Genomic DNA, 12,002 nt, shown 5'->3' on the forward strand with positions numbered 1-12,002 from the left:
TCGATCTCCTGGCGTTCAGGTTGGACTTCATAGGTCCGCCAGCTCTGGTTTTGCCAACCACTCACGGCCCTTGAGCATTCCCTTCCAATACAGCGGTGGAAGAATCCGCTCTTTGAGCAGCCACGCCAGTCTCGATGGTCGGGTGCCGTCAATCAGCCAGGACGGGAAGCTGGGGGCGACCTTGCCGCCGTAGGTGAATTCAGCAAGGACGATCTTGCCTCGTTCGACGGTTAGCGGGCAGGAACCGTAGCCATCGTAATGGGCGCCGCCTTTGGCCTTGCCCATTGCCGCCAGCACGTTATGGGCAACGACGGGTGCCTGCTTACGTGCCGCTGCCGCTGTTTTAGCGTTGCTGGTATTGGTGGCGTCTCCCAATGCGTGAATATTCGCCCAGGTTTTATGACGCAGGCTGACGGGGTCGACGTCGACCCAGCCCGCCGCGTCGGCGAGGGGGCTGACGCGGATGAAGTCCGGCGCAATCTGCGGTGGCACCACATGCAGCAGGTCGAAGTCGTGCGTCACCCGGTGGGTAGTGCCGTCGGATTTAACGCAACTGAAGGTGGCCGTTTGCGCCGGCCCGTCAACGCCAGTCAGCGTACTGCCGAAACTCAGGTCGATCCCATAGGCATTGACGTATTCCATGAGCGCCGGCACGTAGTCAGGAACGCCGAACAGCACCGCGCCGGCGCTGCAGAAATCAATCTCGATATGCTCGAGTACCCCTTGACGCTTCCAGTGGTCGGCGGAGAGGTACATGGCTTTTTGCGGCGCCCCGGCACATTTGATCGGCATGGGCGGTTGCGTGAAAATCGCCCGGCCACTGCGCAGTTGCTGCACCTGTTGCCAGGTATAGGGGGCCAGGTGATACAGGTAGTTGGAAGTGACGCCATTGCGCCCCAGTGTTTCCGATAAGCCTTCGATGGCGTGCCAGTCCAGTTTGAGGCCGGGGCACACGACCAGCTGTTCGTATCGGACCACCCTGCACCCATCGAGAATGACGGCGTTTTTTTCCGGTTCGAACGCCGCTACGGCCGCTTTTATCCAATGCACGCCCCGGGGAATGGTCGCACCCATCGTGTGGGCCGTTCGGGACGCTTCAAACACGCCACTGCCGACGAGTGTCCAGCCAGGCTGGTAATAGTGCACATCCGCCGGGTCGATGATGGCAATGTCCAAGCCTGGATCACGTGCCAACAAACTCGACGCGGTGGCGATGCCCGCCGCGCCGCCGCCGATAATGACCACCGCATGTTCGGCCTCGGCCACTTCAACCGGCGTGCGTCCCTTGTTGGCAATCCTGCGGATGACGCCTTTCATGTCGAAGCCGGCTTTTTTGGCCATTTCGACGATCTGCGGCAAAGGTTGTTGGCCGGCTTGCGACAGGGCCCACATCGTCGTCGAGCGCATGCCGGAACGGCAATACGCCAACACCGGTTTGGGCAATGATTCAAACAACTTGCCGAAGGCAACGCCTTGTTCGTCGGTGACTTTGCCGGATTCAGCCGGAAGATAGTGCGCCTCAATGCCCATGGTTTGCGCGACGCGTTTGATTTCGGCGAACAAGGGTTGATCGCTGCCTTCACCGTCCGGACGGTTACAGATGATGGCGCGAAAGCCACTGTTTTTGAGTTCACTCAATTGATTGGGAAGTATCTGTTCGGATACCGATAAGCCGGACGCAAGGTGGCGGATGTCCATGGATGTCTCCGTGATGACTATTTTCTTATGAGGGGACGTCAGAGCCTATCGAGGGGGATCTTCAGGTAGCGCGTACCGTTCGCCTCCGGCTCGGGGAAGTGCCCGGCGCGCATGTTGACCTGCACCGATGGCAGGATCAGCGTCGGCATGTCCATCGAGGCATCGCGCTTGGTGCGCATCGCGACAAATTCCTCTTCACTGATGCCGTTACGCACATGAACGTTGTCGGCGCGTTGCTCGGCCACGGTGCTGGCGAACTGAACCTCGCGGCCATCCGGCTGATAATCGTGACAGGTGTAGAGGAGGGTGTCGGCCGGCAGGCTCAGGACCTTGTTGATTGAATGGAACAGTGCGCGAGCATCGCCGCCGGGAAAGTCACAGCGTGCGGTTCCGTAGTCCGGCATGAACAGGGTATCGCCGACGAAGGCAGCTGTTTCCCTGCCGTCGCTGATGACATACGTCATGCAGGCAGGCGTGTGGCCCGGCGTATGCAGGGCGCGGCATTGCAACGTGCCGAGGGTGAACGGCTCGTCACTGCCGAACAGATGATCGAACTGACTCCCGTCGCGGGCCATGTCGCCGCCAGTATTGAACAGCGTGCCAAAGACTTCCTGCACGCTGGCAATCCGGCTTCCGATGCCGATCTTGCCGCCGAGTTTTTCTTTCAGGTATGGCGCGGCGGTGAGGTGATCGGCATGGACGTGGGTTTCAAGGATCCACTGGACCTTTGCGTCCAACTCGGCCACTCGGGCGATCAGCTTGTCCGCAGAAGTGGTTTGGGTACGGCCGGATTTTGGGTCGTAATCCAGGACGCTGTCGACCAATGCGCAGTGGTGGGTCACTTCGTCCAGCACCAGATAGCTGACGGTGTGGGTTTCAGGATCGAAAAATCCCTCGACGTGCAGTTTTACGCTCATGACGTGTCTCCTTGGGGGGCGCCTAGCCGCTCAAAGGATGGATACAGCAATAAATCTGCCAGGCCCGCAGCCAGTCGTATTTTGTTTTTATTATGTTGATTTATATGAATTTTATTTTTAAGGTCAGACGCTGCCATTGCTGCGCTCATGGAAAATCACTGCCATTGGCAGTGTTTGTTGGCATAGTGGCAGTGCCACCTCATTCTGGATGGAGTCACGGGAGCCACGATGACAAACACCTTGCCGGCGCTGTTAACCCCGCTTCCGCACCCTGACCAGGTGCAGTCCCTGGTTTCGTTTCTCGAGCACGAGCCACAGCCGATGATTGTCCTCGATCCTGACTACAACATCCTGGCGGCCAATACGGCCTACCTGCGTCAGTTCGGTAGCGCTGACAAACCGTTCATTGGCCATAAGTGCTATCAGGTTTCCCACCACTACGATGTCCCGTGCGACCAGGCGGGTGAGAATTGTCCGATGATAAAGGCCCGGGAGGTGCGTGGCCCGGATCGGGTCTTGCACATCCACCACACGCCCCGCGGGCCTGAACACGTTGACGTGGAGCTGCGCCCCATCCTGAATGAGCAGGGCGTCATTACCGCCTATGTGGAGCGTCTCACCCTGGTACGCAGCGCGTCGGCCCGACCCAGCAATGAAGGACTGGTGGGCAGCTCACCGGCCTTCAACCAGGCCTTGTCGGAACTGCAGCGGGTAGCGCCCTCGATGTTGCCGGTATTGCTGCTGGGCGAGTCCGGCACGGGCAAGGAACTGTTCGCCCGCGCCGTGCATGAAACCAGTGACCGCGCCACGGGACCTTTTGTGGTGGTGGATTGCTCCGGGTTGACCGAATCCTTGTTCGAGAGCGAACTGTTCGGCCATGAGAAGGGCGCGTTCACCGGCGCCACCCTGCGCAAGGTGGGCCTGGTTGAGACGGCCCAGGGCGGTACGTTGTTTCTCGACGAAATCGGCGACGTTCCCCTGGCCATGCAGGTGAAATTGCTGCGCCTGATTGAGTCTGGGACCTATCGCCGTGTCGGCAGCGTAGAAACCCAGCACGCGGATTTCAGATTGGTGGCTGCCACTCACAAGCCTTTGGAGCAAATGGTCGCGAAGGGTGAGTTCAGGCAAGACCTCTACTATCGAATCAGCGTCTTTCCCATACACTTGCCTCCCTTGCGCAACCGGCTTGAAGACATCAGCTTGTTGGTGAACTCGTTCCTGCAACGTTCCGGTACAGGAAAACGTCGGCTGACCATCGACCCTCAGGCCCTGGAGCAACTGCAGCGGTTTTCCTGGCCGGGCAACATCCGCGAGCTGCGCAATGTTTTGGAAAGAGCCAGCCTGTTCGCCGATGACGGCGTCATCCACGCCGTGCACCTACCTGCGGTCACCGCGACGATATCGGCCCAGGCTTCAACGCCAATACCCGATAACCGAACCTTGGAGCAGACAGTGGCGTCCTTCAAAGGGACCCGCAGTGAACTGGCCAGATACTTGGGTGTCAGTGAGCGCACGTTGTACAGACGGCTGAAAGAGCAGGGCCTGGCCTGAGGGCCATCGAGCCTCACTGCCAATGACTGCCAGTGACTGCCATGCCGGCAGTCTGGCAGGGCCTTTTCCTCTCCACGGTAAACGATGGACTCCTATCGTTTTCAGTAACTGATTGTTTTATATCAATAAAAAATCAGTCCTTGCCTTTGGCATGGCCCGTGCTACAGCCGGGTCATGACTATTTCCGATAAACGACTACGTCGCCATCTGCTCACAGCAGTACTGATCAAGCTGGTTGTGTTGACAGTGCTGTGGTGGCTGTTCATCAAGGATTCGCGCGTCAGCGTCGACTCGAACACCATCAGCGACAGGTTCGGCGGACCCACCTCGGCTCAAGGGGCAAGCAAGTGATCTCAGAACAACTGGTGGATTTGTCACGGCTGCAATTCGCGGCCACCGCGCTGTACCACTTTCTGTTTGTACCGCTCACCGTGGGCATGGTGTGGCTGCTGGTGATTATGGAAAGCGTTTACGTGATGACTGGCAATGTCATCTGGAAGGACATGACGCGCTTCTGGGGCAAGTTGTTCGGTATCAACTTCGCCTTGGGAGTGACCACCGGCATCACCCTGGAATTTCAGTTCGGCACCAACTGGGCGTACTACTCGCACTACGTCGGTGACATCTTCGGTGCCCCGCTGGCCATTGAAGGATTGATGGCGTTCTTCCTTGAGTCGACCATGATCGGGTTGTTCTTTTTTGGTTGGGACCGCCTCAAGAGACAGCATCACTTGCTGGTGACACTGTTGATGGCGATTGGCACGAACCTGTCGGCGTTGTGGATCCTGATTGCCAATGGGTGGATGCAGAACCCGGTGGGTTCAGAGTTCAGCTACATCACCATGCGCATGGAAATGGTCGATTTCTGGGCGGTGGTTTTCAACCCCGTGGCGCAAGCCAAGTTTGTCCACACCGTTTCGGCAGGCTACGTCACCGGCTCAATGTTCGTGCTGTCGATTTCGAGTTGGTACCTGCTGAAAAATCGTGATGTCGAGTTCGCCAAGCGGAGCTTTCGTGTTGCGGCGGCCTTCGGTCTGGCATCCGTGCTGAGTGTGATCGTGCTCGGGGATGAGTCCGGCTACACGGTGGGCGAAGCACAGCAAACCAAACTGGCCGCAATGGAGGCGATGTGGGAAACCAAGCCCGCGCCAGCCGGCCTTACGCTGGTGGCCAGCATCAACGAAGCCGAGTCCAGAAACAACTGGGAGGTCGAGGTGCCATGGGTAATGGGCCTGATTGGAACACGCTCGGTGAGCAAGCAGATTCCAGGGATTCATGAGATCAAGGAAAAGAACCGCGCTCGAATCCTGCGCGGTATCCCCGCCGTCAATGCACTTGAAGCGCTCAGGGCCAATCGCGGCGATTTGGCCGCACGTCAAGCGTTTGAAGAATACAAAGCTGATCTGGGTTTTGGGCTGTTGCTCAAACGCTATGTCGAAGACGTCAATCAGGCGACACCCGCCATTATAGAAAAGGCGGTGAACGATACCGTACCGCGTGTGACGCCTATGTTTTGGGCGTTCCGGATCATGGTAGGCCTGGGTTTTGCCATGCTGCTGCTCTTCGCGCTCGCCTTCTGGAGCACACTGAAATCGACGTGCTCACGAAGCCGCTGGTTACTCCGTTGGGCGCTGCTCATGCTGCCTGCTCCGTGGATCTCCTGTGAGCTGGGCTGGTTCGTTGCCGAGTATGGTCGTCAGCCCTGGACCATCTACGGCGTACTGCCGACCCATATGAGCGTCTCGACCCTCAGCGTCAACAACCTGTATGGCTCGCTCGCGGGGTTCGTCGTCTTCTACACCGTGCTGCTGGCGGTGGAGATGTTCCTGATGGTCAAGTTCGCCCGCCAAGGGCCCGGCAGCCTGGGCACAGGCCGTTATATCTACGACGCCAAGTTGAAGGAGCTTCACCATGCTTGATTACTTCACCCTCAAGATCATCTGGTGGGCGCTGGTCGGCGTCCTGCTGATAGGTTTCGCCATCATGGACGGTCACGACATGGGCGTCGGCACGTTGCTGCCGTTTGTTGGTCGCAATGACATGGAGCGACGCGTGGTCATCAACACCGTAGGACCGCATTGGGATGGGAATCAGGTCTGGTTCATTACCGCAGGCGGCGCACTGTTCGCCGCATGGCCGGTGGTGTACGCCACCGCGTTCAGCGGATTCTACTGGGCGATGATTCTGGTCCTCTGGGCGCTGTTCTTCCGCCCGGTGGGGTTTGACTACCGCAGCAAGATTCACAACGCCGCTTGGCGCAGCACGTGGGATTGGGGGCTTTTTGTGGGTGGGGCCGTGCCGCCCCTGGTATTCGGGATTGCGTTCGGCAACCTGCTGCAAGGTGTACCGTTTCACTTCAACGACCTTCTGGTATCGACCTATACCGGCAGTTTCTGGCAACTACTGAATCCCTTTGCGCTTCTGACCGGCGTTGTGAGTAGTGCGATGATCACCTTGCAGGGCGGCGCTTATCTGGCGCATCGCACTGAGGGTGTTATCCAGGCCAGGGCCATCAAAGGGGCAGTGGGGGCGGCAATCGTATTGGTGTGCTCGTTCATAGCGGCCGGTATCTGGCTGCAATGGATCGACGGTTATCGCATTACATCGTGGGTGGATACCGCCGGTCTACCCGACATTCTCAACAAGTCCGTGGTGCGCGAACCCGGGGCGTGGATGGCCAACTACGGTCTTTATCCTTTGTTATGGCTGTTGCCCGTTCTGGGATTGGTTGGTGCAGCAGGTGCGGCCATGTTGTTGATGATGCGTCGCACACTGTCGGCGTTTGTGGCCTCATCGCTTGCGGTGATCGCCGTCATCAGTACGGCGGGTGTGTCGATGTTTCCATTCATCATGCCGTCATCAACAGTGCCTGCAGCGAGCCTTACCGTGTGGGACAGCGTCTCCAGTCATTTAAGCCTGGCCATCATGTTCTGGGCCACGTTGATCTTCATGCCACTGATCGTGATTTATACCTCGTGGGCCTATCGGGTCATGCGCGGCAAGGTCACCGTCGCACAGATCAAAGCCAACGAACATTCAGCCTACTAGGCCAGCAAAGGAGTCAAAGACATGTGGTATTTCGCCTGGATGCTGGGAGTGGGCTTTGCGCTGCTACTGGCGATACTGAATGCAATGTGGGGTGAGAACGAAGCAGGTCGCGCCCTGAGTGACAGTGACGAGGAGCCATCATGACGCCGAATGTGGCTAAGGCCGAGGCCTCTTCACAGCTTCATGTGCTGAGTTTGATCATCGCCGTGGTGATCATGCTCGCCTGTACGCTCTATCCCCCTCTGATGGCGGCCCCCGATGGCAAAGCTGACCATGGGCTGGCCACGGCATTGTTCGCGGCCATGAGTGTGGCGTTTGTGAGAGGCGTGGGTTTTATCCCGCGGATGTGGGTCTGGCGGTGGCTGTTTTCAGGCTGGACCTGCAGTGCGGCATTGGCGCTGGCAGGCTGGCTGATGTTCGTGCGGTGAGCGCCGGTTGCGCGTTCAACAAGGCCACATAAGAACGGCTACAGGATTGTTCCTGGGCCGTTCATTTTTTCGTAAAAATTGAAGCACGTCACTATCGGCTATTTGACCAAGGTAATCGGGATAGTGGACAGCTGGATCACCTTGGCCGCGACCGATCCGAGGAAGATGCCTTCCAGAAAGCCACTGCCGTGTGAACCCATGATGATGCTGTCGCACCCCAGGGATTTGGAGTGCGCCACGATTTTGCTGGCCACGTCGCCACGTAGCGTATGGAAGGTGAAGGCGATGCGTTGCTGCTTCAGGAGAGCGATTGCCTTTTGTGCTTCTTCGGCACTCTTGCCATCGTAGTAGCGAGTGAGTTCATCGCTGTCCATGGCTTGTGCAATGCGCGTGGGCAGGAATGACTGCACATTCACCAGATGCACCTCCACACTGCCGCCCAGCAGACCTCCATCCTGGATCAGTCCGATAACGTACTGCACCACCCGTCCCGAATGCTCTGAACCATCGATAGCGACCAATACCTTGTGCATTTTCCGGATCCTCTCTCAGTAACTTGAAACGGCTGGCCGAACACCTTGCCATCCGCAATGCTCAGTGCAGCTTCGGGCTCTGCCCCACCAAGAGCGTAGCACCCTTGGGTTCGGACAATCGGAGCCGAATCTGCTTTTCAGTTTCGATGACCGCAAAAAGCGCGACGCCCACCGCGATAATCAACAGCCCATCCATAAAGGGAATCGCTTGAGTGGCAAACACCTTTTGCAGGGGCGGCGCGTAGGTGATGGCGAACTGAGCGCAGGTGACCGCCGCTACGGTCATCCACACGACTGGGGTACCTCGAACGGCTTTCCAGGTCAGGGACGTGCCGTAAAGATTGCGAATGAAGAACAGGTGGAATATTTCCATCACCACCAGTGTGTTGACGGCGATGGTGCGGGCCAACTCCACCGGGTATCCCCGCTCCAGCGCATAAGTAAAAATGCCGTAGACACCGCACAGAAACAGAATCGACACGAGCACCATATGCCAGATCAAGGCACCGCTGATCAAAGGCTCATTCCTTGAGCGCGGCGGCCTGCGCATGGTGTTTTCTTCGGTCGGTTCGAACGCCAGGGCGATACCCAGTGTTATTGCGGTAATCAGGTTGATCCACAAGATCTGTATGGGTGTCACGGGCAGCGTAAAGCCAAACAGCAACGCGACGACGATGGTCATCGTTTCGCCCGCGTTGGTGGGCAACGTCCAACTCAGCACCTTCTTGATGTTGTCGTAGACAGTCCGGCCTTCGCGCACAGCGGCCACAATGGAGGCGAAGTTGTCATCGGCCAGCACCAGGTCCGCCGCCTCTTTTGCCGCTTCACTGCCTTTGTCACCCATGGCGATGCCGGCGTCGGCGCGTTTGAGCGCTGGCGCATCGTTGACACCATCGCCGGTCATTGCCACGGTCATGCCACTGGACTGCAGCAACATCACCAGTCGCAGCTTATGCTCGGGGCTGGTGCGGGCGAAGATATTCACGTCCTTGAGCGCTTCTTTGAGCGTGCCGTCGTTCATTGCATCCAGCTCGATGCCCGTCAGTACTTTCTCGGGATTCTGCAGGCCGATTTGGGCTCCGATGGCGGCGGCAGTGCCGGAGTGATCCCCTGTGATCATTTTCACCGCGATACCGGCGGCCTGGCATTGCTGGACGGCCTGGATCGTCTCAGGGCGAGGCGGGTCCATCATGCCTGCCATGCCAAGCATGGTCAGCGAACCCTGGACGTCGCCAAACTCCAACACGGTGTGGTCGGATGGCATGGACCGGACCGCAAACGCCAGCACTCGCTGACCTTTACTCGCGATGGCGTTTGCCTGTTTGTGCCAATAGTCAGTATCGAGCGGCTCTGGTGCGCCAGCACTGCCACGCTGCTGTGCGCACATGGCCAGGATCTGTTCCGGCGCACCTTTTACATAGATTGAGGCTTGTCGTTCATGGTTGTGGTGCAGCGTCGCCATGAAACGGTGTTTGGCGTCAAACGGAATGGCATCAGTGCGCGGCCAAGTGTGTCGCTCTTCCTCGCCATTGATTCCGGCCTTGACGGAAAACGCCAGTAGCGCGCCTTCCATGGGGTCACCCTCGACCTTCCATGTGGCTTCGTGCAGCCTCAATACGGCGTCATTGCAGAGTGCGGCGGCACGCCCCAGCTCGGCTAACGTGGGGTGATTCGAGGTGTCGATCAACTGATCGGCGAGGTTCATGTTTCCCGACGGCTGATAACCCGCACCATCGACGGTAAACGTGAGGTCACTGGTGACAACCGACGCAACCATCATTTCGTTGCGGGTGAGGGTGCCTGTCTTGTCGGTGCAAATGACCGATACCGAGCCCAGTGTTTCGATGGCGGGCAAGCGACGCACGATGGCATTACGACGGGCCATCGCGCGAACCCCGACCGCCAGGGTAATGGTCAGTACGGCGGGCAGCCCTTCGGGTATGGCGGCTACCGACATGCCCACCACCACCATGAAAATCTCGTTGAATGCGTAATGGCCGACAAAATGCCCATAAACGAGCAACAGGCCGCCGACGAGCAGAATCAATATCGTCAGCCAGCGCGCGAAGACGTTCATCTGCTGGACCAGTGGAGTCGTCAGTGTCTCGACTTCCGACAGCAGGTTACTGATGCGCCCGATCTCGGCGGCGGTGGCGGTCGCCACGACGACTCCGGTGGCCTGGCCGCAAGTCACGAGGGTTCCGCTGAACGCCATGCAGGCTCGATCACCCAGGGCTGCTCCGATGCGCACAGGTTCCGTGTGCTTTTCCACGGGGGCGGATTCACCTGTCAGGATGGCTTCCTGGATCTGCAGCCTGTTGGCGTGCAGCAAGCGAAGGTCGGCGGGGACTTTATCGCCGGCCTCCAGCAAAACAATATCGCCCGGTACCAACGCCTCGCCCGCGACACTCAAGCGTTCACCGCCACGAATCACCGCCGCGCGCGGCGCCAGCATCTGCCGGATGGCGTCCATCGCTTTTTCTGCCTTGCCTTCCTGGACGTAGCCAATGATTGCATTGGCCAGCACCACCGCCAGAATGACCACCGTGTCCCACAGATGCTGCAGCATTGCCGTAATCGCGGCAGAGCCGAGCAGCACATAAATCAGGATGTTGTGAAACTGCAGCAAGAATCTTAGCCAGGCTGGCCGCCGGGCGGAGGCAGGCAGGCGATTGGGACCGGTGCGCGCCAGACGGGCTTGAACGTCAACCTCGTTCAGCCCGGCGTGTTCATTGGCCTCAAGCCGCTTGAGTACGTGCTCGGTCGGCAGCGTGTGCCAGGCCAGCGTATCCGCGGGAGCCGGTGCTTGCTGGGTTAATGCGCTGTCCTGTCGCTTCATCAAGTCGTGTCCCTATGCCCGCAGAGCCCTGGTTGCATTCGCCACCGGCGGTGATTTTTTTCAGTCGGCCTGCTGCGGGGCAATCACCCACAAGCTGCAGGGCATCTTGTACAGCAGGCCCTCCACGGTGCTGCCGATCAGTTTGTCCAGGGTGCCGTAGCGCACGCGGCCCACGACGATGACGTCGATATCATGGGACGCGGCGTAGCTGGCCAGCACCTTGGCCGGGTCGCCCATGATCATGCGTCGCTGTTCCGGGGCGATGCCGTTGCGTTCGGCCAATTCATCGAAGGCTGCGGCTTGGGATTCATAGAGTTGTCGGGCGAGGGTCGAGGAGAAGAACATCGAGCCACTACCGAAACCATATTCAGAAGCGGTGATGGACGAAAGATCATAGGCATAGATGACGTCCAGCGTTGCATCGCAACTGAGCGCCAGCTTGTTGGCTTCGCTCAGGACTCGGTCGTTGAGGCCTTCGTAGCGCCCGTCCTGATGAAAGGGGTCGATGGCGGCGAGGATTTTGCGCGGACGTGCATGGGCGACCTTGTTGACGAAGTGCAGCGGCACGTCGCACTCGCGCAGCAGATGTACGTCCAGCGGCGTGAACATCAGGCGCGAGAACCAGGATTCAGGGTCCACCGTCTTGATCAGCGCTGCCATCGGCTGTTCCTTGAGGTGAATCAGGATCTCCTGCAGCGGCCGCTCGACCCAGGCCACTTCTGTCGTGACTTCGATGCCGAGGTTGCGCAGCGGCCTGGCCTGTTCTTCCAGCCAGTGCCGATGGCGTTCAATGTAGCCCAGGCGCATTTCTTCCAGCGCCTGCTCGTTGACCAGGCCAGCCGTGGCCAAGCCTTCGAGATAGTCGAACGCGACAATATGCAGCGCGGCGCCTTCGGCCTTGGCCAGGGCGGCTGCCCGGTCGAAGGCTGGACTGTGTTCCATCAGCGGCGAAACGACCAACATCAAGCGCGATTGGGTAGACATGACA

The 12,002-nt window shown here is 58.8% G+C and carries 11 protein-coding genes; 6 read left to right on the forward strand and 5 right to left on the reverse strand.

The window, feature by feature from the left end; genetic code table 11:
• Nucleotides 1–27: 27 nt before the first annotated feature.
• Nucleotides 28–1,698, reverse strand: coding sequence for a bifunctional protein tyrosine phosphatase family protein/NAD(P)/FAD-dependent oxidoreductase (locus QNH97_RS11690; protein WP_283556953.1), 1,671 nt, complete (start codon nt 1,696–1,698; stop codon nt 28–30).
• A 38-nt stretch (nt 1,699–1,736) separates the two neighbouring features.
• Nucleotides 1,737–2,615, reverse strand: a complete 879-nt coding sequence (locus tag QNH97_RS11695) for an MBL fold metallo-hydrolase (RefSeq protein WP_283556954.1) — start codon at nt 2,613–2,615, stop codon at nt 1,737–1,739.
• Nucleotides 2,616–2,843: 228 nt separating this feature from the next.
• Between QNH97_RS11695 and QNH97_RS11700 the strand changes: the two genes are divergently transcribed.
• The 6 genes from QNH97_RS11700 to QNH97_RS11725 all read left to right on the forward strand — a co-directional run bounded on the left by QNH97_RS11700 (nt 2,844) and on the right by QNH97_RS11725 (nt 7,642).
• Nucleotides 2,844–4,166, forward strand: a complete 1,323-nt coding sequence (locus QNH97_RS11700; protein ID WP_283556955.1) for a sigma-54 interaction domain-containing protein — start codon at nt 2,844–2,846, stop codon at nt 4,164–4,166.
• Nucleotides 4,167–4,340: 174 nt separating this feature from the next.
• Nucleotides 4,341–4,517: a cytochrome oxidase putative small subunit CydP gene (gene cydP, locus QNH97_RS11705; RefSeq protein ID WP_025214032.1), complete on the forward strand. Its 177-nt coding sequence runs from the start codon at nt 4,341–4,343 to the stop codon at nt 4,515–4,517.
• Entirely contained in the window at nt 4,514–6,085 is a 1,572-nt protein-coding gene (locus tag QNH97_RS11710) for a cytochrome ubiquinol oxidase subunit I (RefSeq protein ID WP_283556956.1), read from the forward strand. Before cydP ends, QNH97_RS11710 begins: the two co-directional genes overlap by 4 nt.
• Entirely contained in the window at nt 6,078–7,214 is a 1,137-nt protein-coding gene (gene cydB / locus QNH97_RS11715) for a cytochrome d ubiquinol oxidase subunit II (protein ID WP_283556957.1), read from the forward strand. The genes QNH97_RS11710 and cydB overlap by 8 nt, the downstream gene beginning before the upstream one ends.
• Nucleotides 7,215–7,235: 21 nt before the next feature.
• Nucleotides 7,236–7,358 (forward strand): cytochrome bd-I oxidase subunit CydX, encoded by a 123-nt coding sequence (gene cydX, locus QNH97_RS11720; RefSeq protein ID WP_283556958.1) that lies wholly within the window; start codon nt 7,236–7,238, stop codon nt 7,356–7,358.
• Nucleotides 7,355–7,642, forward strand: coding sequence for a cyd operon YbgE family protein (locus tag QNH97_RS11725; protein WP_283556959.1), 288 nt, complete (start codon nt 7,355–7,357; stop codon nt 7,640–7,642). The genes cydX and QNH97_RS11725 overlap by 4 nt, the downstream gene beginning before the upstream one ends.
• Before the next feature lie 98 nt (nt 7,643–7,740).
• Here the strand turns inward: QNH97_RS11725 and QNH97_RS11730 are convergent, their stop codons facing one another.
• The 3 genes from QNH97_RS11730 to QNH97_RS11740 form a co-directional block, all read right to left on the reverse strand.
• Entirely contained in the window at nt 7,741–8,175 is a 435-nt protein-coding gene (locus QNH97_RS11730; RefSeq protein ID WP_283556960.1) for a universal stress protein, read from the reverse strand.
• 61 nt (nt 8,176–8,236) lie between these two features.
• A complete protein-coding gene (locus QNH97_RS11735; protein WP_283556961.1) occupies nt 8,237–11,014 on the reverse strand; it encodes a cation-transporting P-type ATPase in 2,778 nt (925 codons plus the stop codon).
• Between the two features lie 60 nt (nt 11,015–11,074).
• Nucleotides 11,075–11,998 carry a universal stress protein gene (locus QNH97_RS11740; RefSeq protein ID WP_283556962.1) on the reverse strand — a complete coding sequence of 308 codons (924 nt, stop codon included), beginning with the start codon at nt 11,996–11,998 and terminating at the stop codon, nt 11,075–11,077.
• Nucleotides 11,999–12,002: the final 4 nt, after the last annotated feature.

Source organism: Pseudomonas sp. G2-4, assembly GCF_030064125.1.
GTDB lineage: Bacteria > Pseudomonadota > Gammaproteobacteria > Pseudomonadales > Pseudomonadaceae > Aquipseudomonas.

Bases quoted from the DNA above. Each gene is read 5' to 3' on its own strand.
- QNH97_RS11730 (WP_283556960.1), bottom strand. From the start codon at position 8,175: ATGCACAAGGTATTGGTCGCTATCGATGGTTCAGAGCATTCGGGACGG.
- cydB (WP_283556957.1), top strand. From the start codon at position 6,078: ATGCTTGATTACTTCACCCTCAAGATCATCTGGTGGGCGCTGGTCGGC.
- QNH97_RS11725 (WP_283556959.1), top strand. From the start codon at position 7,355: ATGACGCCGAATGTGGCTAAGGCCGAGGCCTCTTCACAGCTTCATGTG.
- QNH97_RS11740 (WP_283556962.1), bottom strand. From the start codon at position 11,998: ATGTCTACCCAATCGCGCTTGATGTTGGTCGTTTCGCCGCTGATGGAA.
- QNH97_RS11700 (WP_283556955.1), top strand. From the start codon at position 2,844: ATGACAAACACCTTGCCGGCGCTGTTAACCCCGCTTCCGCACCCTGAC.
- QNH97_RS11690 (WP_283556953.1), bottom strand. From the start codon at position 1,698: ATGGACATCCGCCACCTTGCGTCCGGCTTATCGGTATCCGAACAGATA.
- QNH97_RS11735 (WP_283556961.1), bottom strand. From the start codon at position 11,014: ATGAAGCGACAGGACAGCGCATTAACCCAGCAAGCACCGGCTCCCGCG.
- QNH97_RS11695 (WP_283556954.1), bottom strand. From the start codon at position 2,615: ATGAGCGTAAAACTGCACGTCGAGGGATTTTTCGATCCTGAAACCCAC.
- cydP (WP_025214032.1), top strand. From the start codon at position 4,341: ATGACTATTTCCGATAAACGACTACGTCGCCATCTGCTCACAGCAGTA.
- cydX (WP_283556958.1), top strand. From the start codon at position 7,236: ATGTGGTATTTCGCCTGGATGCTGGGAGTGGGCTTTGCGCTGCTACTG.